Annotated in this window: 22 protein-coding genes and 1 pseudogene; 11 read left to right on the top strand and 12 right to left on the bottom strand. The window is 56.4% G+C overall.

Annotation, left to right across the window (positions count from 1 at the left end; genetic code table 11):
* The first annotated feature begins 28 nt into the window (after window positions 1–28).
* Window positions 29–1,471 (top strand): amidohydrolase family protein, encoded by a 1,443-nt coding sequence (locus FJ145_04690; GenBank protein ID MBM4260724.1) that lies wholly within the window; start codon window positions 29–31, stop codon window positions 1,469–1,471.
* A gap of 154 nt (window positions 1,472–1,625) precedes the next feature.
* On the opposite strand, the gene FJ145_04685 is transcribed toward FJ145_04690, so the two are convergent.
* Window positions 1,626–2,306, bottom strand: coding sequence for a hypothetical protein (locus FJ145_04685; GenBank protein MBM4260723.1), 681 nt, complete (start codon window positions 2,304–2,306; stop codon window positions 1,626–1,628).
* A gap of 38 nt (window positions 2,307–2,344) precedes the next feature.
* Between FJ145_04685 and FJ145_04680 the strand changes: the two genes are divergently transcribed.
* Together FJ145_04680 and FJ145_04675 are read left to right on the top strand one after the other, a co-directional pair.
* The gene (locus FJ145_04680) at window positions 2,345–3,364 is read left to right on the top strand and encodes an ABC transporter substrate-binding protein (protein ID MBM4260722.1); all 1,020 of its coding nucleotides are present in this window, start codon (window positions 2,345–2,347) and stop codon (window positions 3,362–3,364) included.
* 16 nt (window positions 3,365–3,380) lie between these two features.
* Window positions 3,381–4,277: a 2-hydroxy-3-oxopropionate reductase gene (locus tag FJ145_04675; GenBank protein MBM4260721.1), complete on the top strand. Its 897-nt coding sequence runs from the start codon at window positions 3,381–3,383 to the stop codon at window positions 4,275–4,277.
* Here FJ145_04675 and FJ145_04670 read toward each other — a convergent pair.
* Both FJ145_04670 and FJ145_04665 read right to left on the bottom strand, forming a co-directional pair.
* Complete coding sequence (locus FJ145_04670; GenBank protein MBM4260720.1) at window positions 4,231–4,776, bottom strand: methylated-DNA--[protein]-cysteine S-methyltransferase; 546 nt, start codon at window positions 4,774–4,776, stop codon at window positions 4,231–4,233. The genes FJ145_04675 and FJ145_04670 overlap by 47 nt on opposite strands.
* Window positions 4,568–6,214 (bottom strand): helix-turn-helix domain-containing protein, encoded by a 1,647-nt coding sequence (locus FJ145_04665; protein MBM4260719.1) that lies wholly within the window; start codon window positions 6,212–6,214, stop codon window positions 4,568–4,570. Before FJ145_04665 ends, FJ145_04670 begins: the two co-directional genes overlap by 209 nt.
* A gap of 120 nt (window positions 6,215–6,334) precedes the next feature.
* On the opposite strand from FJ145_04665, the gene FJ145_04660 reads away from it, so the two are divergent.
* Window positions 6,335–7,210 (top strand): hypothetical protein, encoded by an 876-nt coding sequence (locus FJ145_04660; GenBank protein MBM4260718.1) that lies wholly within the window; start codon window positions 6,335–6,337, stop codon window positions 7,208–7,210.
* Between the two features lie 29 nt (window positions 7,211–7,239).
* On the opposite strand, the gene FJ145_04655 is transcribed toward FJ145_04660, so the two are convergent.
* From FJ145_04655 to FJ145_04615, 9 genes and pseudogenes are all read right to left on the bottom strand, one after another.
* Entirely contained in the window at window positions 7,240–7,449 is a 210-nt protein-coding gene (locus FJ145_04655; GenBank protein ID MBM4260717.1) for a hypothetical protein, read from the bottom strand.
* Between the two features lie 154 nt (window positions 7,450–7,603).
* Entirely contained in the window at window positions 7,604–8,575 is a 972-nt protein-coding gene (locus FJ145_04650; protein MBM4260716.1) for an ABC transporter substrate-binding protein, read from the bottom strand.
* 204 nt (window positions 8,576–8,779) lie between these two features.
* Complete coding sequence (locus tag FJ145_04645; protein MBM4260715.1) at window positions 8,780–9,874, bottom strand: amidohydrolase; 1,095 nt, start codon at window positions 9,872–9,874, stop codon at window positions 8,780–8,782.
* 147 nt (window positions 9,875–10,021) lie between these two features.
* Window positions 10,022–11,140 carry an ABC transporter substrate-binding protein gene (locus tag FJ145_04640; protein ID MBM4260714.1) on the bottom strand — a complete coding sequence of 373 codons (1,119 nt, stop codon included), beginning with the start codon at window positions 11,138–11,140 and terminating at the stop codon, window positions 10,022–10,024.
* A gap of 269 nt (window positions 11,141–11,409) precedes the next feature.
* The gene (locus FJ145_04635; protein MBM4260713.1) at window positions 11,410–12,393 is read right to left on the bottom strand and encodes a hypothetical protein; all 984 of its coding nucleotides are present in this window, start codon (window positions 12,391–12,393) and stop codon (window positions 11,410–11,412) included.
* A 21-nt stretch (window positions 12,394–12,414) separates the two neighbouring features.
* Window positions 12,415–13,866 (bottom strand): 4-hydroxyphenylacetate 3-monooxygenase, oxygenase component, encoded by a 1,452-nt coding sequence (gene hpaB, locus FJ145_04630; protein ID MBM4260712.1) that lies wholly within the window; start codon window positions 13,864–13,866, stop codon window positions 12,415–12,417.
* A 218-nt stretch (window positions 13,867–14,084) separates the two neighbouring features.
* The gene (locus FJ145_04625) at window positions 14,085–14,552 is read right to left on the bottom strand and encodes a prepilin-type cleavage/methylation domain-containing protein (protein ID MBM4260711.1); all 468 of its coding nucleotides are present in this window, start codon (window positions 14,550–14,552) and stop codon (window positions 14,085–14,087) included.
* Window positions 14,553–14,649: 97 nt separating this feature from the next.
* Window positions 14,650–15,039: pseudogene (locus FJ145_04620) on the bottom strand (DUF1016 domain-containing protein).
* Window positions 15,040–15,089: 50 nt separating this feature from the next.
* Window positions 15,090–15,998, bottom strand: a complete 909-nt coding sequence (locus FJ145_04615; GenBank protein MBM4260710.1) for an LLM class flavin-dependent oxidoreductase — start codon at window positions 15,996–15,998, stop codon at window positions 15,090–15,092.
* A 231-nt stretch (window positions 15,999–16,229) separates the two neighbouring features.
* On the opposite strand from FJ145_04615, the gene FJ145_04610 reads away from it, so the two are divergent.
* The 7 genes from FJ145_04610 to FJ145_04580 all read left to right on the top strand — a co-directional run bounded on the left by FJ145_04610 (window position 16,230) and on the right by FJ145_04580 (window position 25,255).
* Entirely contained in the window at window positions 16,230–16,661 is a 432-nt protein-coding gene (locus tag FJ145_04610) for a cupin domain-containing protein (GenBank protein MBM4260709.1), read from the top strand.
* Between the two features lie 194 nt (window positions 16,662–16,855).
* Window positions 16,856–18,016 (top strand): mandelate racemase/muconate lactonizing enzyme family protein, encoded by a 1,161-nt coding sequence (locus FJ145_04605; protein ID MBM4260708.1) that lies wholly within the window; start codon window positions 16,856–16,858, stop codon window positions 18,014–18,016.
* 309 nt (window positions 18,017–18,325) lie between these two features.
* A complete protein-coding gene (locus FJ145_04600) occupies window positions 18,326–19,963 on the top strand; it encodes a hypothetical protein (protein ID MBM4260707.1) in 1,638 nt (545 codons plus the stop codon).
* A gap of 177 nt (window positions 19,964–20,140) precedes the next feature.
* On the top strand, window positions 20,141–21,517 hold the full coding sequence (gene mnmE, locus FJ145_04595) for a tRNA uridine-5-carboxymethylaminomethyl(34) synthesis GTPase MnmE (protein ID MBM4260706.1): 1,377 nt from the start codon (window positions 20,141–20,143) through the stop codon (window positions 21,515–21,517).
* A gap of 76 nt (window positions 21,518–21,593) precedes the next feature.
* Complete coding sequence (gene mnmG / locus FJ145_04590) at window positions 21,594–23,474, top strand: tRNA uridine-5-carboxymethylaminomethyl(34) synthesis enzyme MnmG (GenBank protein ID MBM4260705.1); 1,881 nt, start codon at window positions 21,594–21,596, stop codon at window positions 23,472–23,474.
* A 124-nt stretch (window positions 23,475–23,598) separates the two neighbouring features.
* On the top strand, window positions 23,599–24,402 hold the full coding sequence (locus tag FJ145_04585; protein ID MBM4260704.1) for a ParA family protein: 804 nt from the start codon (window positions 23,599–23,601) through the stop codon (window positions 24,400–24,402).
* Window positions 24,377–25,255, top strand: a complete 879-nt coding sequence (locus tag FJ145_04580; GenBank protein MBM4260703.1) for a ParB/RepB/Spo0J family partition protein — start codon at window positions 24,377–24,379, stop codon at window positions 25,253–25,255. Before FJ145_04585 ends, FJ145_04580 begins: the two co-directional genes overlap by 26 nt.
* Window positions 25,256–25,403: the final 148 nt, after the last annotated feature.

The following is a 25,403-nucleotide window of genomic DNA, read 5'->3' as shown; positions in this document are numbered from 1 at the left end:
TCAAAACAAGCTTCGAAAGGTGCGCGCAATGAAGACTCTCATCCAGGGCGGCTGGGTCGTCGGCTTCGACGGCAAAGAACATGAAGTGATCAAAAACGGCGTGGTGGTGTACGACGGCAACCGCATCGAGTTTGTCGGCAAGGATTACTCGCAACCGGTCGACAAGAAGATCGATGCCAAGGGCTGTCTGGTGTCGCCGGGCTTCATCGACACCCATTTTCACTCCGGCATCAACGCCAGCGACTATATTCTCGCCGACTCCACCAAGACTGATTTTTTTGCATCCAACTATCTGGCCCACGGCGGGCCGACTCGCGAAGGAGCGCACTCGGCTCATTTAAAAGACGTCGATATCGGTCAGCGCTTTTCGATTATTCATGTGCTCAAGAGCGGCGTAACGACCACCTTCGATATCGGTGGTGCCGGCGGCGAGCCGGCGCGCTACGTCGATATGATCGACGAAGTCGGCATCCGTTGCGTCGCCGGGCCGAGCTACAAAAACGTTTCGTTCTTCCACGATAAGCAAGGCCGCTTGGAGTACGACTGGAACGACGAGCGCGGCAGCAAAGGACTGCAAACCGCCACCGAGTTTGCAGAAAAATATCACGGCGCCTGCAGCGGCCGCATGAGCGCGATGTTGTTTCCGGGCCACGTCGACTCCTGCACCCCGGAGCTTTTGAAAGACACCAAGAAGGCCGCCAAAGATGCCGGCGTCGGTATCCAGATTCACGCGACCATCAACTTGTTTGAATTTCACACGGTCATGCAGCGCGAACGCTGCACACCCATCGAGCTTTTAAAAAAGATCGGCTTTCTCTCGCCCGACGTCTCGCTGTCGCATTGCATCTTTGTCAGCGGTCACAGCTGGCTTTCGTATCCCTACGGCGACGATATCAAGATCATCGCCGACTCCGGCGCGTCGGTGGCTTACAGCCCGCTAAAATATTTGAAACTTGGCATCCTAATGGAATCCTTCGATCGCTACCGTCTGGCCGGCATCAACATGGGCATCGGCACCGACACGTTTCCGAAAGATATTCTGTCCGACATGCGCTACGCGGCCATCGCTTCGCGCGTCGCCGACAAGAGTTTCATGGCCGGCCACCCGCGCGACGTTTTCAACTCAATCACCTTGGGCGGCGCCAAGATGATGGGCCGCGACGACCTAGGCAGACTGTCCAAAGGCGCGAAGGCGGATATCGCGATTGTGAATCTTAACACGATGGCCTTCGGCGCCGTGCGCGATCCGATCCGCTCGCTGATGGAAACCGCCGTCAGCCGCGATGTGCGCACGGTGATTGTCGACGGCGACACCTTGGTCGACAACGGCAAGTATGTGCGTCTCGACGAACAAGCGCTGCTAGAAAAAGTGCAAGCCAAAGGCGAGCAGGTCTGGGACAGCGTGGCGAAGTGGCACTGGACCGGCAAAGCCATCGACGAAGTCGTGCCGCCGAGTTTTCGGATGAAGTAGCGATTGGACTTCAATGCCGTCCAATTATTACTCACCCCCACAACTATCATTCTGAGCCAAAGGTGAAGAATCTGCCGATCGCGCCGTGCAGAAAAGCAGATGCTTCGCGTCGCTCAGCATGACAGCGTAGGGGCGCGATTTATCGCGCCCCTTTTCATTTCAACGCCGTCGCTTCGATTTCAATCAGATATTTCTCGCCGGCAAAGCCGTCGACAAAAGTGAATTCCAGCGCTGGCACGCTCAATGGCCCGGCGCCGGCTAGCACAGCTTTGACCGTGTCGATGGAATGGCCGCGCTGGACCAGCATTGAAAGCTTAGCGACTTTACTCCAATCGGTCTTGGCGCGCGCGAAGGCGTCGTCCAACGTGCCGAGCACGTCTTTGACCTGCCGCTCCAGCGTTGCGGCCTCCGACGTAAAGCCGGAGAAAAACAACACAGAGTCGTATTCCAGATAGCACAAATAATTCCGCGCCAGCGCGAAGTCGATCGGATTGCGTCCCGAGCTGGCGTTCAATGGCCGCAGCGCGAGCAACTCCAATCCGCCGGAACCGGCGGAATCGAACCATGGCTGAGAAATAAAACTGGAGCTCGCGGCGCGCCGTTGGCGGCTGAGCACTTTCGAGCGCGCCAGCGTCGCGTCGGTGCGCGCTTGGCGATCGCGGCCAAAGACCCGGATGCGCACAGTGTTGTCGAGCGACAGACCGAGCCCTTGCAAAGATTTGTCGAACTTGGCGAAAAGCTCCGCGGTCGCTTGCTCTGTCGACCCGCCTAAGCCTGCCTCGCCGACGATTTCGACAAACTCGCGCCCTAGCCATGTGAAGATTTTGGTTTCCATAGTGGCCGCACGATACTGCAATTGCTGCGTCCAAAGCAATGTCGATCTTGCTTGCGTTTGGCGGTTCATTTGGCATATCTGACTCAATCGAAAGGAGTTTCATCGAAGTGAAATTTTTTGCCCTTATCGTTGCCTGTCTCGCGTTTTCGCTGCCGCAATCGGTGGCGGCCCAGACCCAAGCCATCAAGATTCGTCTCGCCTCCACCGCGGCCACCAGCACCGAGAAAGTCGCCTTTGCCCTCGCCAAAGAAGCGGGTGTTCTCAAGAAACACAACATCGATTTGGAAGTCATTTTGATCACCGGCGGCCCGGTCGCCATGCAGGCGTTGTTGGCGAAAAGCCTCGACATCGTCACCACCAGCGCCACGGTGTTTCTCCACGGCTTTGTTGAAGGCGCCGACGTCAAAATCATCGGCGGTGTCAACAATCGTTTTCCTTACACGTTTTTTACCCGGCCGCACATCACCTCACCGGCGCAACTGAAAGGCCGGACCTTGGGCATTACCCGCTACGGCAGCACCGACGAGCTAGCGACGCGCATGGCGTTGGAACAGTTCGGCTTAAATCCGAAGAGCGACGTTAAGTTCATTCAAGGCGGCGGCTCGGCCGGCCGCATCAATGCACTGCAAGCCGGCAGCATCGACGGCACATCGCTGATCTCGGGCGTGAGCCATGTCGCCAAGAAATCCGGTTTATTTCCCATGCTCGACTTCGCCGAAAAAGAGATCGACTACCAAATGACCGGCGTCGTCGCTCGCGGTGATTTGTTGAAGAGTCATCCCGACGCGGTGCGCCGTTTCCTGCGTGCCTATGTGGAGTCAGTGCGCCTCTACAAAAGCAACCGCAACGACGCCATCAAGGAAACCATGAAAGCGATTCGCACCGACGATCGCGCCCTAGCGGAAGCCGATTACAATTACCGCGCGCGCGCTTTCCCCGACGATGGCAAACCTACATTGAAAGGCATCCAGCTCGCGATAGACGAGTTAGCCAAAGAAAATCCCAAGGCCAAGAACGTTACACCGCAGCAAGTGATCGATTTGACTTTCTTGCCGTAGCACAGCGGAGTCCATCATGAGCAATCTATCAATCGGTTTCATCGGCCTCGGCATCATGGGCAAACCCATGGCGCGCCATTTGTTGAAGGCGGGCTACCCGCTGGTAATTCATAACCGCAGCCGCGCCGCGGTGGAGGAGCTAACCAAAGAAGGCGCGCAGGCGGTCTTGAATGCCCAAGAAGTCGCCGCGCGCAGCGACATGGTTATCACCATGCTGCCGGACTCACCCGATGTCGAACTGGTGTACGCCGGCAAAGATGGAGTTTTTGCAGGTGTAAGGTCGGGCACGCTGCTAATCGATATGTCGAGCATCTCTCCGGTGGTGGCACGTAAACTAGCCGCCGCGGCCGAAGGCAAAGGCTGCGAAATGCTCGACGCGCCGGTGAGCGGCGGCGAAGCCGGCGCGATTGCCGCGACGCTGTCGATCATGATCGGCGGCAGTGCCAGCGCCGTCGAGCGCGCCATGCCGATCTTCGAGAAATTCGGCAAAAACATCGTGCACGTCGGCGCCGCCGGCGCGGGACAAGTAACGAAGGCAGCCAATCAGATGGTCGTCGGCACGACCATCGCGATCGTCAGCGAGGCGCTTGTGCTCGCCGCCAAAGCCGGCGTCGATCCGGCGAAAGTTCGCCAAGCTCTGCTCGGCGGCTTTGCCCAATCGAAAATCCTCGAAGCCCACGGCCAGAAGATGCTCGACCGAAATTTTAAGCCCGGCTTCAGGATTCGCCTGCACGAAAAAGACATGAAAATCGCCCTGGCCACCGGCAGTGAATACGGCGTGCCGCTCGTGGTTACCGGTGTCGTCGGTCAAATGATGACCGCCATGAAAGGCATGGGTGACGGCGATTTAGATCACGCGGGTCTGGTCAAGTTTGTCGAGGGGCTCGCAAAGAAGTATCTTGTGAATTTGTAGGGACAACTCGCAAGCTGTCCCTAACACCCTCCAATGCGAGCAGTCTGGCTTTGATATCCAGCCCGCCGGCAAACCCAGTGAGATTGCCGTTGGACGCGACGACACGGTGGCAGGGAACGATGATCGAAATCGGATTCTTGCCACAGGCCGCGCCCACCGCGCGGCTCGCCTGCGGCGCGCCCACTGCCTTGGCGATTTCCAAGTAGCTCTTGGTCTTTCCGAAGGGGATCTCGCGCAAGCGGCGCCAGACTTTCTGCTGAAACTCAGTGCCGCGCGCTGCCAACGGCAGCTCAAACCGGGTGCGCTGGCCGGCGAAGTACTCGGCCAACTGTCGCTTGGCGCTTTGCAGGATCGGATGATGCTGCGCGGCAGTGAGAACGTCGAGTTTGACCCGATCCGGCGCTTCGCGCTCCCACAGCACCGCTAGCAGCGCGTTCTCGCTGGCGACCAATTTCAATCTGCCGACCGGTGATATCATCTCTTTGTACGACAAAGTCATTGGGGTTCCTCCTGACACGCTTGGACAGAGTCTCGGCGAAAGCCTTCCAGAGATGCATCGCCGCGTAGGCTCGCCATGGTTTGACGGCTTGTAGGTCGAGTGCCGGGTGCTGCTTTAGTACTCGCTTAAGAATCAGGTCGCTGCTGGGAAATGCGTCGGTGTCGCCGATGGCGCGCAGGCTGATGAACTCCGCCGACCAAGGCCCGAGGCCCTTGATCTGCCTGAGCGATTTGCGGAACGCGGGCGGATCTTGGGCTTCACTCAAGGAGATTGCGCCGTCTAGCACCCGTCGGGAGAAATCGCGGATTGCCGCTCTTCGCTGCGCCGTAGTTCGCACGGCAGAGAGATCGCTCGCCGCCAAGATTTCCGGGCGAGGAAACAGGCGGGTCTTGGTGCCGGTCAGGGGATGGGAAATTCGCTCGCCGTAGTGGCGAATCAATTGGTCGATGAGTTGGCTGCGCTGGTCGGCGCTAACTAGCTGGCCCAAAATAGTACAGACCGCGGTCTCTAAACCGTCCCAACTACCAGGCATACGCAGACCGGGGTTGCGCTGGCACAGTTCGTCGAGCAGCGGTACTCCGGCGAAACGCTGTGCCACCAGCATCGGATCGGCATCGAGGTCAAACATTCCGCGCACCCGGCTAACAACCTCAAAAAGCACTTGCGACTTATCCGTGAACACCGTCAATTGGAGTTGCGCGCGATCGGGCACGGGTCGCACGCGCAGCGCACCAACGGTTTCACCGAGCCGGAAAACCCGCTCGAAGCAGCCATCGCTAACCAGCTCGACACCTTCGACCAAATGCGATCGGTAAAAGTCCAGGATCGCCTGCCAATCGTAAGGCGGTCGATACGAAAGGCTCAATTCGAAACCGTCTGCTACTCTGCCGCTTGACGGCGCGCGCCGCAGTTGTGATGGCGCGCGACAAAACCGCCTGCGCAAGACGTCATTGAAGCGGCGCAGCGAGCCGAAGCCAGCAACTTGCGCCACAACTCTAAGTGGCAGATTGGTTTCGACGATCAGTTTGCGCGTGAAGTTGAGTCGGTTGTTGTCAGAGATTTGTTTCGGGGTTTGACCGATCTCGTCATCGAACAGCCGGCGCAGGTGTCTGGCGCTCAGTCCCAAGCGCGCAGCGAACTCGCTTTCGTTGCTTACATGGAACTGGTTGACGGCGATCAGTTTGAGCGCGCGTTGCACGACGGCCTTCTTGCCAAACCACGCCGCCGAGCGCGGCGCGCTTTCCGGCCGGCAGCGCAGGCACGGGCGATAGCCGGCCCGTTCCGCGGCGGCCGCGTCGGGAAAAAATTCGACGTTCTCAGGTTTCGGCTGCGCCGGACAGATCGGCCGGCAATAGATGCCGGTGGTTTTTACGCCGACGAAAAACTTGCCGTCGAAGCGCGCGTCGCGCGCCAGCATCGCTTTGTAGAATTCGCGCATAGCATGATGAAAGCAACTTTGGCCGCACCTGTGCAAGGGCAAACTCGCCGTTTTCGGACATCAACCCATTGCTAATGCACGCCCCTTGCCGCATTCTTTACCGCAGCTATGCGGCAAAAAGTGGTTCTCGGATTATTCGGCGCTTTTAGCTTTTTCCTAGTTCTCGCGCTGCTCGGTGGCAACTATCTCATCCGGAACAACCAAGCATATATGTTGGAAAGGGCGGCGCGGTCGCTCGGCCGCACGGTTACCGCGGCGCATGTCGACGTTGCTTTCTGGCCGGTGAGCGCGCGGCTGTCTAGCGTCGTTGTCGCGGCTGATCTCAGCTCGGCGGCTGCCGAGCTTCTGCAGGCGAAAGCGGTTAAGGTCGAGATTAAGTTTTGGCCGCTTTTCCTGGGGCGGTTTGTCCCGAGCAATATCGTGTTGGAGTCTCCCGTATTAACCATTCTGCGTGACGACAGCGAAAGCGCAGGCGAAACGTCTCCACGCCGCTCAAAAAGGCGCCAGCGGCGGACGGCCATCGCCGAAAACCCAGCGTCCGCAGTCACACCATCGACTGCGCCGATGTTGCTTCCCTTGCCGCTGCAAATCTCCAACGGTACGATACGCTATCACGATGAGCGATCCGAAAAGCAAGTGTTGGCGTCCCACATTCAGCTGCGCATGACAGCAGTGAGTTCCGATGGGCCGATGGACATTGACCTTGACGCTCCGGTCACAGCGGCAACTCCCAACCTAAAACTCAAAGGCCGCGTCGGTCCCGGGATCGGAGCGGGCGATTACCGTGACATTCCGATTGACCTGGCGCTGCAAGTCGCATCGTTGGATATGGGTAAGCTCCATCATGCGCTACCGTCGCTGAAAAAGAGCTTACCGAGAGTGCTACAGTTTGACGGCGTTTACAGCACCAAAGATTTAACGATCAAAGGCTCGTTGAACAACCCGTCCATTAAAGGCGCAATCAAAGGCAGCGACGCTTCGGTTCGCTTCGATTAGCTTTCACAGCCGCAAGCAGACCGACACGTCTATTTATTCACCAGCGTATCGCAATGCGAATCCGTATACGGACCGCTTTCTCGCTCCCAGTTGTCGCCGGGGGCGGTTTGCGAGCAGACGATTTGGTTATTGACCCTGCTCTTCCACTTGTACCACGGCGCGGGTTCCCCAGTTTGGCCGTTGGCAGAAACCAAAAGTAATAAAGCGATCGCTAAAACGACACCTTTTATCGAGGTCATCCCTTAACTTCTTTCTATAATGAAATTCCTTTATCGATAGAGCACACTTTGCCATATTTCATGGCAACATCAGAAGCCCCACCAACAGCTACCTCCGTTTTGTCCTCCTAAGACAAAGACGCGACAGCCAACAAAATATTCATGTGCACCACGGCTAGGGCCTCCACCCCGTCTTGCTTAGCTGCTGATCGGCTTCCAGGGCAAAACTAAAATCGTAGACCCGATTGTTCGGCACCGCGTCCGGGGCGTTGACGACCTGGCGAATGATGTTGAGATCGTTCTTCTGAGTCTCGTCGTCGACGGTCAGGTTGGGTGTAAAGGTGCCGAGCAGGTCATCGTAAGTGCGCGCGGCAAGTTGCCGAGAAATGTTTGAGAACTTCGCCACCGACGCGATGGTACCGTCGCGATCCTGGCGCATGTAGCGCAGCGCTTTCAAACTCGCGCGCAAATAGCCGGCGATCATCTTCGGATTTTCTTTGATGAGCCTATCGGTGGTCGCCAGCGTGCCCCAGGAGTTTTTCACTTCGTTACCGAACGAGAACAGCTCCTTCATGCCCTTGTCTATCGCCGGATAGCGCTGATCGATACCTAACACCGCCGCATCCATGGCGCCCGACAGCAAAGCGGTTAACTGGTTGCCTTGTCCCGGGTCGAGAAAAATCACGTCTTTGTTGGCGTCAAGCCCATGCTTGGCGAGAATCTGTTTGAGCATGAACGTAGCGATCGCCGCAACGCCGGTGGTGGCTATCCTCTTTCCTTTGAGATCTCTCACGCTGGTGATCTTCGGATTAGCCACCAGCCACTGCAGCACGCGGTCGTTGGTCGCGATCACAACTTTCACGGGAATGTTCGAGCGCGCCACTCCAAGCGCCGCGCTGGTGCCGGCGCCGGTGAAATGCACGTCGCCGCCGAGCAACGCCTGCACACTCGTGGTTGGCGCGACGTTGATAACGCGCAGATCGATGCCTTCTTCCCTCATGTAGCCGCGCTCCTGCGCGATCGGATAGATCGCCAACTGAAAGCTTCGCGATGGCGTGGCGAAGTTGACGGTCTGGAGCTGCTGGGCGCCAAGCGCAGACAAAAAGACAAATTGCAGCGCGATCGTGAGAGAGAGTTTTAGCTTCATGGGTGTTCGTTAAAGAATTGCACTTGGTTCAGGCCCGTGCTTGTCTCCAAATGATTGTGTTGCAATGCGGAAATTCCCTCTTTGTCATCCTGACCGTCAGCGAAGGATCTTCTTTTCGTGCAATTGCATGCAGCAGATTCTTCGCCGTCGGCTCAGAATGACAATTAGGACCTAATCAGCAGGTTCCGATCAAATGGTGCACGCCTAGTTCAGAGGATAGAGCAGTTTGGGATTGTCGAAGAACATCTTGTCCGTCAGTCTCGTCGGGATGTCTTCGCGCGCTCGCATGGCGGCGACCAATTGGCGTTCCTCCGAGGGATCTTGATGGCCGTAGTCTGAGCCGATCATCAGGTGGTCCGCACCGGTGAACTGCGCGATGTAGTTGATGTCTTCGTCAGCTTCCGCGGCGATGAAGATGCGATATTCGCGGAACATGTCGGCGTCTTTGGAAAATTTCCACTTTTCTTTGAACAAGCGTTTCAGGATGTGCATCATGAACGGCACCCAGCCCGCCGACGCTTCGAGAAAACCAAATTTCAGCTTGGGAAACTGTTCAGGAATCTTGTTGTGGATCAAATCGCGGAACGCCAAGATCGGCTGGATGCGGCTGTGGCCGAAGGTATGGTTGCGCTCGACGTCGAACAAGTTGATAAACAGCGGGCAGCCGGCGCCGGTGTGAATCAACACCGGCATGCCAGTGTCGCTGCACGCTTGGTAAACCGGATTGAAATAGGGATCGTCGAGCGTGCGCTGCCCCTCGATGCCGCGGAAGAACACGCCCACCGCGCCGTTGTCTTTGCCCCATTTGATTTCCTTCACCGTCTCTTCCACCGAGTGCAGCGGCGGCACCACCACCCAACGCATCCTGCCGCCCGATTTGGCGCAGGCCTGCGCGATAAAGCGGTTGTAAGCCCGCGCCATCGCCACATCTAAAGCGACGTCGTCGGTGATGTAGATTAGAAACAGCGTCGGAAACACAACCTGGGTTTCGATGCCCAGCTTGTTCATGTCGCCCAACCGACCGGGAATGTCGGTCATCTCGCGGTAAGCGAGATGAATATCGCCGCGCGATAATTCCAATTTGGAAGCCGATGGCGTGATCAAACGAAAGCTGCCTTTGCCATTGGGCTTGGGAAAAATGCTGCCGTTGATCAGCCAGAAAGCATTGCGCGGCCCATACAGTGTGTCTTCCGGGCTCTTCATCAAAACCGGTCGCCGCGGGTACATGTCCTTGTCCATCATCGCCCACATCGCTTCGCTCTCGGCAATATGGGTGTCAGCGTCGATTATGCCAGGCATGAATTACCTCCCAATCAGTAAGTTGATACCCATGATCGTTAACACTGGCCAAACAAAAAGCGGAAAGCAGAAACCCGGAAAACGGAAAAGTCGCCCGTCAGAACCCGCGAATTTCCGCTTTCCATTTTCCGCGTTTAATACTTTCTTTTATGGTTTCCACCCCAGCTTCGTCAACTGCCGGTCGGCCTCGATGGCAAAGCTAAAGTCGAAGGCGCGCGCCGGCGCCAGCGCTTCCTTGGCGTCGAGCACCTGGCGGATCACCCCGAGATCATTCTTTTGGGTTTCTTCATCCACCGCGCCATTGGCCGTAAACGAACCGATCAAATCGTCGTAGAGCCGCGTCGAGGTCGCCACCGGCAAGCCGGAGAACTTGGCAAACGCCGCGATGGTGCCGGCGCGATCGCGCTTGATCAAGCGCAAGGCTTTCAACGTCGCGCGCATGAATCCCGCCACGACTCTAGGCTGCTCTTTCATGAATTTCTCCGAGGCGGCCGTTGTGCCCCAGGAGTTTTTGACTTCGTTGCCGAGATACATGAGTTCCTTCATGCCGTTGTCGAGCGCCGCGTAACGCTGTTCGACGCTGACGATCGCCGCTTCCACCGCTCCCGACATGACAGCCATCGCCTGGTTGTTCACGCCCGGATCGGTGAAGGTGATATCTTTGCTCGGGTCAAGGCCGTACTTGGGCATGATGTTCTTGAACATGAAAGTCGCCAGCGACGCCACACCGGTAGTGGCCAACGCTTTGCCCTTGAGGTCTTTGATACTGCCAACGGTCGGTCTACTGATCACCCACTGGTGCACCCGATCGTTGACCGCGAGTACGACTTTCGCAGGATAGTTGCTGCGCGCAATCGCGATCAAAGCGCTACCGCCCGCCGCGGTGATTTGCACACTCTCTGCGAGCATCGCTTGCATACTCGGCGCCGGTTCCATGAAAGTAATCTTGAGATCAATATCTTCTTCCTTCATGTAGCCGCGCTCCACCGCGAGCGGAAAGATGATCTGCTGAAGACTCTTGGCCGGTAGCGCCAGTGTCACCTCGGCTGCGAAAATATTGACTACACCGTGAACCATCAATGCCTGTATGATCGCCGCGCAAAGAATAGTTTGATATTTAATTGAGGATTTTCGTCGGTACGGCGTTCTGAAAAACGTCATGTGTAACCTTCCTTTCGCCCAAGCATTAGAAAACACATGCAATTCAAGCTCTTGCCTTATAGCACAAATGCTCACACTTGCGCTACGGATGGTAAGCCGCTGCATTCGTTTATGATTTCCGATTTTCCTTGACGGCGTGTGAGCCCGTGATTGGCCTTTGTTGATTATCGGCGTGCTGAAAGCGAAAGGAGCTTTCCCTATGTTCCCCGCTGATTGCCGCGGACGATGACGTGATAGAGCAATCCTGGAGCAAATACGCGGGGGCGACGGGCCATAGCGGCTACCGGTTTAGCATGTGGTGAGCGTCGATGACGGTATATCCGTTGTAGCTCATGCTTTCCCTGCTTGGCTTCGATGGCTTTTCAACTTGCGACCTAAATACTCAACTTGAGCAGCCGTTTGACGTTCTCGCCGAGAATTTTTTCCTTCTCCCGGTTCGGAATATTCATCGCCTCGATGCTCGGCACGGCACCGGGCAAATCGCCGATGATCAGCGGGAAGTCGCTGCCTAGAACCATTCGCTCCGCACCGTAGAAATCGTACGCCATCTGCAGCGCCGGTTGGTAAAATGACACAGTGTCGCAATAGAGATCGCGCAGGTACTCCGACGTCGGTTTCTTTGTCTTGATACCGCAGGTCGGATCGAAGTAGCCACGGTCGATGCGCCCGGCGAGGAACGGAATGCCAGCGCCGAGATGGGAAATCACAAAATTCAATTCGGGAAAACGATCGAGAATACCCGAATAGGCCAGCCGCGTTGCCGACAAAACGATGTCGAACTCAAAGCCGAGAATGATCGCCAGCCGCCATTCCTGCATCACCGCCGCGCCCAGCGGCGTGGTCGGGTGAATAAAAATCGGCACACCTAGCTCCTGGGTGCGCTCGTAGACCGGCAGCAAGAAATCGGCATCGGAGGTTTTTCCTGCGACGTTGGACAGCATACACATGCCCTTCAATCCCAAATCAAGCACGGCGCGATCTAATTCCTTCAACGCCAGCTTGGTATCGATCAGCGGCAGCATGCACACGCCTTGAAAATGTTTTGGATATTTCCGCACCAGTGTCGCGATGCCATCGTTGATGATCCGGCTCATCTCAGCGCTTTCACTGGGCGAGAAGCGGTCGACGCCGGGATGGGGCGAAGACAAAATCTGCATGTCGACCCGGTTCTCCGTGATCCGCGCCACTCGCGTGTCGCCGTCGAAAAAGTCGGGCGTGATCGGCCCGGCCTTGGCGCCCATGCTCAATATCCACTTCTGCCCCTTGGCGTCGGTTTCGATGCGCACGTCGCCGGTCGAGGCTTCGAGCTTCTTCAGATAATCTTCGGGATAAATATGGGCGTGAAAATCGATGTTCATGTTTGCTCCTGCGTTGATTCGCTACGCGCTTCTCCCCAGCATTTTCTTGACCCGGGCCACGGCTTCGCTTCGGTCATAGCTCGTAAACCGGCTCGCCATCAATAGGAACGGATCGCCCGCGAAAAATCTCTCGTACAAAACCTGACGACCGGCAAAGGCGCTGCAAGAAAGATCCCAAGCCAAGCGAAATAGCTGCACCCGCTCTTTGCCCATCAACGTCGCCGATTGATAGTAGCGGTCGATGTCTTCCGACAGCGCCGGCGCAGTCAAATCTTTCTCGCTGGGCGTCGCCATCAAGCCGCTCGAACCGATCAGCTGCAGAATTTCGACGATTCTCGGATAAGCCTTCGGGAAATAATTGCGCGCCGTCGACATGATATTGGGATTGGGATGAACAAAGCCGTGCTCGTCAGTGATAGCGTCGGCCTCCGCGGAACGGATGTAGGCGCGCAGCGTTTCGACGACGTCGACGATCTCGCCGAGCATGCGTTGGTACTCCGCCATCTCGATGCGGCCGATCGCTTCCGCAACCAGAGTTGCCACACCGAGGATGAATTCCGCCTTGGCAAGGTTCTTAACCGTGAACTGATGAATGCCGTGGAGAAACGCCGGCGTCTCGCGAAACAATCTATTACAGAGCGAAATATCGCCTTTGAGAAAGACCCGCTCCCAGGGCACGACCACTTCATGAAACACCGCCACGGCGTCCATTTCTTCGAAGCGCGCCGTCAGCGGATAGTCGCTCGGCGCACCGCCGCTGTCGAGGCTCTCGCGACAGATGAATTTCAGCCCCGGCGTGGCCACCGGCACTGCGAACGCGAACGCAAACTTGGGCGCATCGCTCTGCTGCGTGCGCGACGGCGAAGGAAAAACGTAGAGCTCGTCTGAATACGGCGCCAACGTCGCCAGCATGCGCGCGCCGCTTACTATGAGTCCCTGGGCATTCTCGCCGACGATATGCAGCGGCACGGTCGGATCGCGCTGTTCGGACTGGCTGCGCGCGCGATTGATCTGCGGGTCGACAAACGTGTGGGTCGCGCACAGATCCTGTTCGCGGCAGTGCTCGTAATAGGCAACGATTCGCTCGGCGTACTCCGCGCCATTCTTCGCAAAATAGGACTTGGCCGAAGCACACCCGGCAAGAATCGCGTTCAAATAATCCGGTGTGCGCCCGAGCATGCCGCCGCTATAGTTGGCCCAGTGCTTATACATACCGCGTTTGCGGATCAAATTATCGACGCTGCGCGGCTGCAGAAATGAAAGCCCAACAGATGTGCCGGATGACGGCGAAGTATAGGTCAGTTGCTCGCGCAGCGCCGGATCGCACTGAAGATCGTATAAGTCGGCAAGCGTGCGCGCCATCCGGCCGAGGATGGGATGTTGGACAACGCCTGCGACACGCCGACCATCAAACCAAATCTCACGTTGGTCGGCGAGCCCGGCAAGATATTGAGCGCCAGTGCGTGCAGCCATTCAGTGCCTCGAACGATTGAATCAAGCACAATCGATCCGGCGCCCAGTGTACATGGCTGTGAAAAACTCTCAAACTCCCGGGGTGAGAGACGGGAGCGTATTTCGCGAAGCGCGTCTCGTGGCATCGCGCTTTCGTGCCTCGGCGTGCAATCTCTGCGATACGGTAGGTCTCAGAGGTCGATAACGCTGCTTTTCATTTCGACCGACGACAGAACCTGCTAGTAATTTTCTCCAAGCCCGAAATAGCGCCCATCGTTGGCACGCACTACATCGTCTCGGCTTGCGGACGCCGTGAGCGGCGCGGTGGATTTGCCGTCCGCGCCCTTGCTGTAGAGGTCGAAGTCGGAGTTGATTGGCACCAGATTTTTATCCTTGCGCATGTTGCCCTTGGACTTTGTATCCGCGCCTTCGATCTTGAGATATTCGTAGGCATTGCCCCAAGGGTCGGTGAGATTCGTTGCCGGGATGCCTGTAAGGTCTTCAGGAAAGGCCTCGTTAGTTGATTTGTAGGACTGCAATTGGTGGCGAGGCCGAGGCAGGCGCTGGCTAGGGCCGCCAGGCGCTTCTTCCTTCATATAACCGCGGTCACGGGCGATGGAAAATTGAAAAGCCTTAGAAGGCAGCGCGAGATGAATTGTTTCTTGGGCCCGCGCGAAATGCGGCGCACCAATCAACTGAAGTCCCATGAGGCTAGTTGCGAGTAGTAGAAAGCGGCGTTAGTTGGCAGGGTAACGATTCAGCATACGCATAAAATATCTATTTTTCAGACCATCTTTTAGATCTCTAGGCAACTGAAGTGATATCGCCGGCAGTCAAGAGTTTCTTGACGTTGCACCCTGTGAAGCGTTGCTCGGCCGCAACCAATTCTCTCACAGCTTGTGAGAGAAATTCCGGTGAGTTGTGTTCGAGAAAAAGCTGTTTCATCCGCCACAGATTCGCCACAGAGAAACCGCTCATATCGGGGAACGCGGTGCGCAAGTCTGCAGCAAGCCGCTCTACCACGGAATCGCCCCATCCAGCGGTCTGTTGCTTTTCGAGGATCCCCCGACCGATGTCCTAATACAGCAAAACCAATTCGCGATTGATTGCACGGGCTGCCTTGGTACGTGCGTTGACGATACGTTTTTTAACGCTGCAAGAAACGGCGGATAATCCTTGTGTCGCAGTTCGCAGGTGATCGAATTTGGTGATCGCCTCGAATAAAGATCCGTTAATTCATCTTGCTAAGCCTTCACCTTCGGCAAGACCTTCTCCCCAAACAAATCTAGTTGCCGCGGATCCGGATCGGCCACGCCGATGATCAATGTGTCGAGTCCCTTACTCAGAAAATATTGAATCTTGTCGATGCACTGCTCAGCTCCACCAACAATCGACACCGGTTCAACTGGCGTTCTCACGCGCCCGTAGTAGCGTGTCGTGTAATCTTCGACGGCTTTGATCGCTTTGGCTTTGTCGTCGTTGATCGCCATGAAGGCCAGGCTGGCTTTGGTAATCTTGTTTGGGTCCCGGCCGGCGGCGACGGCGTAGCTGGCGATTTTGTCCCAGGTGACGTGGAAGTCGGCAATGGCGGAGCTGCCGGAGATGAAGCCGTCAGCCCACATGCCGGCGCGCTTCAGCGATGTCTCGGCGCTGCCGCCCGTCCAGAGCGGTGGGTGGGGTTTTTGGATTGGTTTTGGGCCAAGGGTGAGGTTTTCCACGTTGTAGAATCTGCCTTTGTGAGTAACGTTGTCTTCGGTCCAGAGCCGTTTCATCAATTGAACTTGTTCGACGGCTCGGGTACCGCGGTGATCCCAGGGCACTTCGATGGCTTTGTAGTCCGGCTCGCGGCTGCCGAAGCCGAGGCCGAGGGTGATGCGGCCATTGGAGATGTAATCGATGGTCGCGACGATCTTGGCCAAGTGCGCCGCGTGGCGCGTGTTGCCGAGCAACACGGACGTGCCAAGGCGAATTCTTTGCGTCACACCTGCAGCAGCGGCCAGCAGGGTTAGTGGCTCCAAATTGTCGTAAGCGATGCGGTCGATGGTCCACATCGAGTGCGCGCCCATCGCTTCGGTCTTTTTGGCGAAGTTGATGAGATTTTCACCTTTGGTGAGTGGGGCGGGGTTAACCCAGCAGAGTCCGATGTTGGCCATGTGCGAATTCCTTTCCGGTCCTTAGTCGCGCTCAAAATAGACCAGGGATGCGACTCTTTTCAAGGAGAAGCGGCTGGGGTATAGGGGAAGACGGATTGGGAAACCACAAAGAGCACAAGGAAGCACAAAAGGCGCTGCGCGCCCAGATTGTGAAACGCACCATTTAACCGCAAAGTACGCAGAGAACGCAAAGATAAGCAGACAAACCCTTTTATCGTTTGGAGGACACTAATGGACGCTTTTACCTATCAGCTCAAAACCCCAAAGATCACCGGCGGGCGCAGTCACATTCCGCTGGCGGATACCCAACGGATGTCGGTGGGTATCAACTACTACGCGCCCGGGCGGAAAAACAAACTCCACGCCCACTTTGGCGAAGACCATACATTCATCGTGCTCGACGGTCAGGCGACGTTTTACAATAAAGAACATCAGCCGAAGACTCTCAACAAAGGCGAGGCGATCATGCTGCCCGCTGGGGTTTACTATTATTTTGAAAACTCCGGCACGATCCCACTGGCACTCCTGCGCGTAAGCGCGCTCGAAGGCACGCCGGAGTTCACCCGCATGGACACCGAAGGGAACAAGCGGACCGATGTAGAGAATACGTACATCACGGTGGACGGCGAAGCGATCCCGGGGCAGTTCTGGGAAATGAAATAAGAACCGGAGAATTTAACCGCAACGCAAAGAACACAAAGGCGCGCTGCGCGCGCTCGGACTTGGGGGATTTTACCACTCACAATAAGATACGTTGAGAGCTGGTCAAGCGGTAATGGTCATCGCGAATTTTGTATTTCTTTGCGTTCTCTGCGTTCTTTGCGGTTACATAATCCGAATCCGAAAAAGTAATCTCTATGCAGATCACAGGCATCAAAACCATCCGTTTGCGCACTGAGCTGCCGGCCTCCGGCCAGGTGTTTAGCCGTTCCGGTGTGCGCACCATGCGTGCGACCAATCTCGTTCAGGTTGACACCGACGATGGCGTCAGCGGCATCGGCTCCGCCTCTGGCAACGGCGAGATGATCGACGCGGTCATTTCGAAGGTTTTGAAACCGATGCTGGTCGGCATGGATCCGACGAATATCGATGCAGTCTGGGACAAAGCTTACTATCGCGGTGGGCACAAAGAGTTTGGCACACGCGGTGTGGGCGTCATCGCGCTGAGCGGTGTCGACATCGCGCTGTGGGATATTCTCGGCAAAGTGAAGGGCCAGCCGCTCTACAAACTCCTCGGCGGAAAAGTCCGCGACAAAGTTCCGGTGTATGCGACGGCGCTCTATCCAGAAGAAGTTTCCAAAGTCGTCAAGCGCGCCTACGATTTCGCCGAGCAGGGCTTTCACGGCGTCAAAATCAAAGTCGGCTTCGATCTCGATCAAGACATCCGCATCGTCCGCGCCGTGCGCCAGGAACTAGGCAAAGACTTTGTCGTCATGACCGACGCTAACCAGGGCTATTCTATTGACGTCGGCCTCAAAGCGGCAGCGGCGTTCGCCGACAGCGGCGCCTTCTGGTTAGAGGAACCGCTGTTTGTTGAGGACGTCGAAGGGCACGCGCTCTTGCGTCGCGAAGGCAAAGTGCCCATCGCCGTCGGTGAGAACTTGCAGATGCGCTACGCCTTCGAAAATTTCATCGCCCGCGGCGCGGTGGATTTCTTACAGCCGGATGTCGCGCGCGTCGGCGGTGTCACTGAAATTCGCAAAGTTGCCGCCCTGGCAGCAAAGAACAACGTGCAAGTTTCCTTTCACACCTGGGGCGATGCGGTCGCGCTAGCAGCGAGCGTGCATCTGTCCGCGGCTGTGCAAGAGTGCATCGTCATGGAGCTCGATTACACCTACAACCCGCTACGCGAAGAGCTGTTGAAAGAGCCGGTGCGATTCGAAAAGGGATCTCTGATTCCGCCGGATAAACCCGGCTTGGGTATAGAGCTCGATCCAGTGGCGCTGAAGCGTTTTGCTTTCGCTGGGAACGAAGACTTGACGATCCGGCAGCCGGTGCTGCAGGCGAGCCACAACTGATTTTCGGATTATCTCGCGCAGAGGCGCAAGAGGGCAAAGTTCGGATTTTGTAGGGGCGTGATTCATCACGCCCTTGGTTTTTTCGTTTCTGTCTATTTATCTCTCCACCCAAATTAGCTTTCTCCTACGCTGTTGCAGGTCTTCGTGCACATTTCCGTTTGCGTAAACCTGTTGTGGCATCGTTCTGCGCAGAAACCTTGTCGCTCGTCGGCGGTTTCTGTCCATCGTTTCGTAAGCATTGCAAAGTCACGTCTTCCTGGCACATGACTTGCGCTGTTTCGGCGGAATTCCATAAAAAAGGAGCGAAGCATGCTGCGAACTCGGCTTCGTCTTTTCTCTAGACGGTTAACCGCTGTCATCGCCGTGGTGACACTGATGGCGTTCTTCGTCGCTTCGGCACCAGCGTTGGCCATGGACGCGGTGCGCGGTGGCGCGCTGCCGCAGCCGTTGCCGCTTTTCCCCGCCGACAATTGGTGGAATCTCGATATCAGCAGCTGGCCCGTCGATCAGAATTCCACCAACTACATTTCTTTCATCAACAATGGCGGCACGCGCCGGCTTCATCCTGACTTCGGCGGCAACGATGGCACACAATACGGTATCTACGGTATCCCCTATGCCGTCGTGACAAACCTCACCGATGCCGACCGTAAGCCGGTGCAGTTTCAATATTGGGATGAAAGCGACGGTGTTGATTATAACACCGGCAAAGGCGTGCCTTTTTATCCGATTCCGCCGCAGGCGATCACCGAAGGGAAATGGATTGAAGGCGGCGAGCCGGGCAACATTGATCGGCGCAACTCGCAGGACCGGCACTTGCTGATCGTCGACAAAGATAGCAACCATCTCTATGAGCTCTACAACGTTTACTACGATTCAGCGCAGGGGAAGTGGTTTGGTGGCTCTGGCGCATTCTTCGACATGAACACCAACGATCGCCGCCCCGATACCTGGACGTCAGCGGATGCCGCAGGATTGGCGATTCTTCCAGGTCTGGTGCGCTACGATGAAGTCTACGATCCCAACGTTGCTGGAATAAAGCACGCCTTCCGGGTTACGGTGCGCGCGACCAACGGCTACGTTTACCCGGCGTCACACCGTGCCGGTTCAACCGCCGGTGCGCTGCCGATGGGTGCGCGGCTGCGCTTGAAACCCAGCGTCGATGTGGCGCAGCGCACCAGCGATCCCAACGTCCAAAAAATCTTCCGCGCCATGCAGAAATACGGCTCGATCGTCGCCGACAACGGCTCGGACATGTTCGTCACCGGCACCTACGACACACGCTGGAACAACAACATTTTGAATCCAGCGTTTCGCAGTCTGACGGCGAGCGATTTCGAAGTCATTCAACTCGGCTACAATCCAACGACATCGACAATGGCTTCGCTGTCATCTGTAAGTGCTGCTCCAAGAACCATCACCGGAGGACAATCAACGACCGGTACCGTTTCGCTTACGACGGCAGCACCAAACGGCGGCGCTGTCGTAAGCTTGAGCAGCGCCAATCCAGCGGTGACTGTGCCAGCTTCTGTAACAGTATTAGCAAGCGCGACGACTGCAAACTTCGCGGTAAACACGAGCGCGGTGAGCGCAACGACGATTGGCAACATCACGGCGACTTACGCGGGCGTCACGAAGTCGACGATCTTAACCGTGAATCCTGTGGCACTGCAATCTTTGAGTTTGAATCCAACTAGTGTGAGTGGCGGTGCGACATCCATTGGCACAGTGACGCTCACCAGCAACGCGCCAGCAGATGGAGCGGTCATCAATTTATCCAGTAGCCGCCCGACTCGTGCCAGCGTTCCGACAACTGTTACGGTCCTGGCTGGAACGCGAACCGCGACTTTCACGGTGTCGACAACCCGAGGTAGCAAACGAATTTCGGCGACGATCAGCGCTACCTATGGTGGCGTGACGAAAGGCGCGAGCCTAACCGTCCGATAAGTTCCTCCTCAGCGCGGTGTGCCTGGTGGTTTAGCCGCAGGCGCACCGCTTTTTTGCGCCCGCTTCACTAAATCTGCTCGACGTTTTCAAATGAAGGCGGGCGTGCCTGAACCCATGAATCACTTCGTGGTGTTTTCCCTCCGACTCCGAAGTTGCTAAGATACTCTCCGCTTTTCGATGTATAAGGAAGACACGATAGCCGCCATCGCGACGCCGCCGGGTGAGGGCGGTGTGGCGATCGTGCGTATCAGCGGGCCCGATGCCGAGCGCATCGCTCGCGATATCTTCGTGCGCAAAGAACGCAACGGTGCCGCGCTCGACTCGCACAAACTTTATTATGGCAAGATCCGCGATCCACGTTCGGAAAAAGTGTTGGACCAGGTGCTGCTCACGGTGATGCGCAAGCCGCACAGCTACACCGGTGAAGACGTCGTTGAAATTCATTGCCACGGCGGCGCATTCGTTGTTCGCCAGGTCTTACAGCTAGTCTTGGCTCATGGGGCGCGACAAGCCGAGCCGGGCGAATTCACCAAGCGTGGCTTTCTCAACGGTCGAATGGACTTGGCCCAGGCCGAAGCGGTGCTGGAGTTGATTCAAGCACGCACCGACAAAAGCGCCGCGGTCGCCCTTGAGCAGATGAGCGGCGGCTTGTCGAAATGGGTTAACGAACTGCGCGAGGAGCTGCTCGACATTCTCGCTCAAGTGGAAGCCGCCATCGATTTTCCGGACGAGGATATTGAGCTCTTGCAGGCCTCAGAATTGGCCCAGAAACTATCCGGCATACTTGAAAAAATAGTAATAATATCAAATAGTTATGAATATGGACGCCTGCTGCGCGAAGGCGTGCGCGTGTGCCTTTGCGGCCGCCCCAACGTCGGTAAGTCAAGCCTCTTGAACGCATTGCTCGGTGAGGAGCGGGTTATCGTAACCCCGGTGCCGGGTACCACCCGCGACGTTGTCGAGGAATCGCTAAATCTAGCCGGCGTGCGCGTGGTCCTTTGGGATACTGCGGGAATACGCGAAACCGATGACCAAGTCGAGCAGATCGGAGTGAACCTGTCGCGCCGCCATATGCAGCAAGCTGACGCCGTGATGCTCGTGCTGGACGGGTCGACTACGCTGACCGGCGATGACATCGGGCTGATCCAATCCTGCAATGGGAAAAAAATATTGGCGGTCATCAACAAAGCGGACATGCCGCAGATCATAAGTCCTGAAAGTCTCGCGCATGAGTTCGACATCGACCAGGTCACAGTGGTATCGGCAAAGACGGGTGACGGACTAGACAACCTAAAGCTTACTCTCCATGATCTAATCTTTTCGACGGCTGGCGAACCGCCGGTGATCGTAACCAATCTACGCCACAAGGCCGCACTCGTTCGCAGCGAGCAAGCGTTGCTCCGGGCCGCAGCGACATTGTCACTCGGCCATGCGCCCGAATTCATTGCCGTTGATCTCAACGAAGCACGCCAGGGCTTGGAAGAGATCGTCGGCGTGATCGACAATGAGGCTGTTTTGGACCATGTGTTCAGCAGCTTTTGTATAGGTAAGTAACTAAAATAAATATAGAAACTTTCCTGGTGAAAATGCATTAATTGCACCCACACCGGGTCCCGTTTCACGTGAAACAATGAGCACGAGACAGAACAAGATTTTCGAGGTGATAGTCGTCGGCGCCGGCCATGCCGGCATCGAAGCCTGCTTGGCTGTGTCTCGCATGGGCTGCGACGCGCTGATGCTTACTTTGAATCTGGACCACATTGGCCAGATGTCCTGCAACCCAGCCATCGGTGGCATTGGAAAAGGCCACCTGGTGAAAGAGATTGACGCCCTGGGCGGCGAGATGGGTTTGGCAATTGACGAAACCGGTATTCAGTTTCGCATGCTCAATACCCGCAAAGGCCCAGCGGTCCGTGCCTCAAGAGCGCAGGCTGATAAGGCTCTTTACAGGTTGCGCATGAAGCGTGTTTTGGAAAACTGCCCTGGACTAACCCTGCGCCAAGGTAGTGCAGAGAAACTGCTAGTAGAGAACGGCGAAGTCAAGGGCGTCGAAACTCAGATCGGTGAGAAGTTCTACGGCCGACGCGTCATCCTCACCACTGGTACTTTTCTTAAAGGGCTGATCCATATCGGGGAGACTAACTATTCCGCTGGTCGTGCCGGCGACTTCGCTGTGCAAGGTTTGAGCGAGTCACTGGTTGCGCTCGGCTTCAAAGTAGGTCGTCTCAAGACCGGCACCTGCCCACGCCTCGATGCGCGCACTATCGATTATTCAAATCTCCAAGTCCAACCCGGCGACGATCCGCCGATGCCATTTTCTTTCTTGAGCAACGGTGTCACCCAGCGCCAGGTGCCTTGCCACATAACTTATACCAATGAACGCACCCACGAAGTGATACGGGCCGCACTGCATCGCTCGCCCATGTATTCCGGAATCATCAAGAGCCGTGGGCCGCGCTACTGCCCGTCGATCGAAGACAAGATCCATCGCTTCGCCGATAAGAGCCGCCACCAGATATTCTTAGAGCCGGAGGGACTCGACACTGTCGAGGTATATCCCAATGGTTTGTCGACAAGTCTACCCCTAGATGTGCAACTCGAGATGGTTCATTCGATCGAAGGACTCGAAAACGCCGAGATCATGCGTCCGGGCTACGCCATCGAATACGACTACGTCGAGCCGACCCAGCTCCATCCGTCGCTCGAAACCAAGCTGGTGCGCGGGCTTTACCATGCGGGACAGATCAACGGAACCACCGGCTACGAGGAAGCAGCGGCTCAGGGATTGATTGCAGCGATAAACGCTGTCTTGAGCCTGCGCGGCCAAGAGCCCATCGTCTTCTCCCGCGACCAAGCTTACCTCGGCGTGCTAGTCGACGACTTGGTGACCAAGGGCACGGATAGCGAACCCTATAGAATGTTTACTTCACGAGCCGAGTATCGCCTATTGTTGCGCGAGGACAATGCCGACTTGCGACTCACTGAAATAGGTCATCGGATCGGCCTTGCGAATAGCAAACGAAATATCCGGGTCGTAGATAAGAAAAATGCGATCGACCAGCTCAATGCATTCCTGCAAAGTCGGCAGGTGACTCCGACCAGCGAAGTCAATGCGCTGCTTACGGAGCTCGGCACAGCGCCACTGAAGAACCATTGCTCACTGGCGCAGCTACTGCGCCGACCCGAAGTTAGCCTGAATCAGCTCCGCCGCCTGGCTCCGGACATGCCGAGCTTCTCAGCTGACGCCGATGCTCAGGTCGAGCTCAGCACAAAATACGAAGGCTACGTCGACCGCCAAGTGGAAATCGTGCAGCGATTCCAAAAAATGGAGCATGTGCGAGTTCCAGAAGATTTCGACTACTCGCAGATCAGCGGGCTATCGCGAGAGGTGTGCGAGAAACTCACCCGCATCCGGCCACGCTCACTGGGCCAAGCCTCACGTATTTCGGGCGTTACACCCGCGGCGATATCGCTGCTATCAGTGCATTTGACCCGGCGCAAGAGCGCTTAATCTTCGCCTTTTCTGATCTGTTTCACGTGAAACGGATAGATTTTTCTTTCCTTTCTTAACTCTTCGTGGTACTTTGGTCACGTCGGCAATAAAATCATAACATATTGATTTTAAAGAGAAATATATGAGTGTCGTTCTGGCGATCGCGAATCAGAAGGGGGGCGTGGGCAAGACCACGACTTCGATTAATCTCGCCGCGGCGCTGGCGACTGAAGGCAAACGAACTCTATTGGTCGACATCGATCCCCAAGGCAACAGCACCACGGGCCTCGGCATCGACCGTTCCGCCTTGCAAGGGAGCCTGTATGAAGTGCTTTCGGGCACGCGCTTCATCGGCGAAGTCCTCTGCCAAACCGAGATTCCTCAGCTACTAATGATTCCAGCGAGTAAAAACCTCGTCGGCGCTGAGATCGAACTGGTAAGCGTTGAGCGGCGCGAGTTTCGCCTCAAAGACGCGCTGACCACTGTGCGCGATCACTATGACTACGTGCTGCTTGATTGTCCACCGTCACTTGGACTGATTACGCTCAATGCGTTGACAGCCGCCAACTCTCTTATCGTGCCGATCCAAAGTGAATACTACGCCCTTGAGGGACTCACTGCGATTTTAGAAACCGTCAGCCTGGTGCAGAAAAATTTGAATCCGGCTCTAACGCTCGAGGGCATCGTCATCACTATGTTCGACAGCCGCAACCGCCTCTCACATCAAGTCGTCGAGGAGATTCGCAGCCATTTTCCCGACAAGATTTTTCAAACCATCATCCGCCGCAATGTGCGTCTGAGCGAAAGTCCAAGTTACGGCAAACCCATTTGCTTGTACGATCCCACGTCAACCGGAGCGCAGGATTATCAAGATTTAGCCAGAGAACTAATTAATCGTGGAGCTGAAGAAGAAAATGTCAGTGCCGAAAAAAATGGGACTTGGTAGAGGTCTGAGCGCGCTGATCCCGAGCGCTAGTGAGCCGCTGGTTGAACCTCACGGGGAATCCGCCACCACGGAAGTCGGCGTTGAGCGCATCACGCCGAGCCCGTTTCAGCCACGCCGCACGTTCGATGAGGCGAAAATCGACGAGCTCGCGGCCTCGATCCGCAATCAGGGGATCATTCAGCCGCTTGTCGTCCGGCCCAAGGACGGCGACTACGAGCTGATCGCCGGTGAGCGCCGCTGGCGCGCCGCCATGAAGGCCGGCCTCACCGAGGTTCCGGTGGTCGTGCGTGAAGCTAGCGATCAAGAGGCGCTGCAGCTGGCGCTAGTCGAAAATCTTCAGCGCGAAGACTTGAACCCCATCGAGGAAGCCAACGGCTACCGACGACTGCAGCAAGAGTTTAGCTGGAGCAACGAAGAGATGGCCGACAAAGTTGGCAAGAGCCGTCCGGCGATCGCCAACTCGATTCGGTTGCTCTCACTGCCGAGCGAAGTACAACATGAAGTAGCCGCCGGTAATCTTCCCGCCGGCCAAGCGCGGGCGCTACTTGGCCTGCAGGCAGACTTGTTGATCGTTTCCGCTGCGCGGGAAGTTATCAGTAAAGGCTTGTCGACGCGCGAAACGGAAAAGCTCGTGCGCCACTTGAAAACCGGCCGGCGGCGCCGGCGCGAACCGGGTCAGCTCGATCCGGATTTACGATCTTTAGTTGAAAATATTCAGCGCCGCCTCGGCACCAAGGTGCGCTTGCTGCCGAAGGCAAGATCGAAAAAAGGCAAGATTGAAATCGAATACTACTCGACGGACGACTTGGAGCGAATTATTCAGATGCTGACGGGCACGGCGGTGACGAACTGAGTCGGGCGGGCGCAATGAATTGCGCCCCTACGCCGTGTTGACCCCAATGTCATGCTTCTCTTTCGAGACGCGGTTGGGTGATGGGTATCGCTGACGCTCAACCCATCCTACGAGCGCGTGTAGTGACAGGTCGCGACCTGTCACTACG

The sequence above is a fragment of the Deltaproteobacteria bacterium genome (assembly GCA_016874755.1).
Taxonomy (GTDB): domain Bacteria; phylum Desulfobacterota; class Binatia; order UBA9968; family UBA9968; genus DP-20.
The sequence above is the reverse complement of the archived record's forward strand: the minus strand, read 5'-3'. Positions and strand labels throughout refer to the sequence as shown.

Coding starts and splice junctions, on each gene's coding strand:
- mnmE (MBM4260706.1), top strand. CDS start 20,141: ATGTATAAGGAAGACACGATAGCCGCCATCGCGACGCCGCCGGGTGAG.
- FJ145_04650 (MBM4260716.1), bottom strand. CDS start 8,575: ATGAAGCTAAAACTCTCTCTCACGATCGCGCTGCAATTTGTCTTTTTG.
- FJ145_04635 (MBM4260713.1), bottom strand. CDS start 12,393: ATGAACATCGATTTTCACGCCCATATTTATCCCGAAGATTATCTGAAG.
- FJ145_04690 (MBM4260724.1), top strand. CDS start 29: ATGAAGACTCTCATCCAGGGCGGCTGGGTCGTCGGCTTCGACGGCAAA.
- FJ145_04685 (MBM4260723.1), bottom strand. CDS start 2,306: ATGGAAACCAAAATCTTCACATGGCTAGGGCGCGAGTTTGTCGAAATC.
- FJ145_04625 (MBM4260711.1), bottom strand. CDS start 14,552: ATGGGACTTCAGTTGATTGGTGCGCCGCATTTCGCGCGGGCCCAAGAA.
- hpaB (MBM4260712.1), bottom strand. CDS start 13,866: ATGGCTGCACGCACTGGCGCTCAATATCTTGCCGGGCTCGCCGACCAA.
- FJ145_04645 (MBM4260715.1), bottom strand. CDS start 9,874: ATGCCTGGCATAATCGACGCTGACACCCATATTGCCGAGAGCGAAGCG.
- FJ145_04605 (MBM4260708.1), top strand. CDS start 16,856: ATGCAGATCACAGGCATCAAAACCATCCGTTTGCGCACTGAGCTGCCG.
- FJ145_04640 (MBM4260714.1), bottom strand. CDS start 11,140: ATGCAGCGGCTTACCATCCGTAGCGCAAGTGTGAGCATTTGTGCTATA.
- FJ145_04670 (MBM4260720.1), bottom strand. CDS start 4,776: ATGACTTTGTCGTACAAAGAGATGATATCACCGGTCGGCAGATTGAAA.
- FJ145_04610 (MBM4260709.1), top strand. CDS start 16,230: ATGGACGCTTTTACCTATCAGCTCAAAACCCCAAAGATCACCGGCGGG.
- FJ145_04665 (MBM4260719.1), bottom strand. CDS start 6,214: ATGCGCGAATTCTACAAAGCGATGCTGGCGCGCGACGCGCGCTTCGAC.
- FJ145_04680 (MBM4260722.1), top strand. CDS start 2,345: ATGTCGATCTTGCTTGCGTTTGGCGGTTCATTTGGCATATCTGACTCA.
- FJ145_04675 (MBM4260721.1), top strand. CDS start 3,381: ATGAGCAATCTATCAATCGGTTTCATCGGCCTCGGCATCATGGGCAAA.
- FJ145_04600 (MBM4260707.1), top strand. CDS start 18,326: ATGCTGCGAACTCGGCTTCGTCTTTTCTCTAGACGGTTAACCGCTGTC.
- FJ145_04655 (MBM4260717.1), bottom strand. CDS start 7,449: ATGACCTCGATAAAAGGTGTCGTTTTAGCGATCGCTTTATTACTTTTG.
- FJ145_04615 (MBM4260710.1), bottom strand. CDS start 15,998: ATGGCCAACATCGGACTCTGCTGGGTTAACCCCGCCCCACTCACCAAA.
- mnmG (MBM4260705.1), top strand. CDS start 21,594: ATGAGCACGAGACAGAACAAGATTTTCGAGGTGATAGTCGTCGGCGCC.
- FJ145_04585 (MBM4260704.1), top strand. CDS start 23,599: ATGAGTGTCGTTCTGGCGATCGCGAATCAGAAGGGGGGCGTGGGCAAG.